A 696-nucleotide genomic window follows, 5' to 3' on the forward strand; every position below is an offset into this window, starting at 1 on the left:
TTTTGGAGCTATCCAGTTCCTTCAAGCTGTTTAACTTGGAGAGAATATAACGGAACTTGGGAAAGAAAAAACGATACCATTATTTTTTATGACCAATATGAGGTTAAGGCAAGTGATTCTCGATTCAGTTTTTCAACAAAAAATCAAAACGAATTCTATCAACTGGAATTTAAAACGGATAAGAACTCTAAATTGACTAATAAGAATATCAATATCGCTTTTGTCTATGATTTGGGTTCAGAAGAATGGGACTTTGAGGAATATGAAATGACGCTGGAAGATGACTTCAGCTTAAAAATTCCTTTCGAAAATATTCCGAATATAAATAAGCTTGCTTCAATTCGATTTTTATATTATTTGGAAAACGGAGAAAAACGATTTGGATTTATATCAGCAGATGACACACTAACTGAAAAAGAAAAAGACCTTCCGAATTTAATCGAAGTGACTTTCATCGAACAGCCTGAAAAGGAAATAGTCAAAAGAATTACTAAAGCTATATTAATCGATAATAGAATTAAAATAATTTCATCGCAAAAAAACAGCACTCATTTAGCAGATGAAACTTCTGAATTAGTATTTAAAGACTTTTACGAAAAGGAATCTGAATAAAAACTGTTGGCAACACCGTGTATAATTAATTGCTAGGTCACTGCCGACTTACGAAAATTCCGCTGGAATTTTCTATCTGTGATT

General features: G+C 31.8%; 1 protein-coding gene. It reads left to right on the plus strand.

What is annotated here, in order from left to right; all coding sequences use genetic code 11:
* A partial coding sequence (locus tag CXF54_RS12920; protein ID WP_157823459.1) for a hypothetical protein occupies positions 1-612 on the plus strand: 612 nt, incomplete at its 5' end.
* Positions 613-696: the final 84 nt, after the last annotated feature.

The organism is Olleya sp. 1-3, from assembly GCF_002836085.1.
GTDB lineage: Bacteria > Bacteroidota > Bacteroidia > Flavobacteriales > Flavobacteriaceae > Olleya > Olleya namhaensis.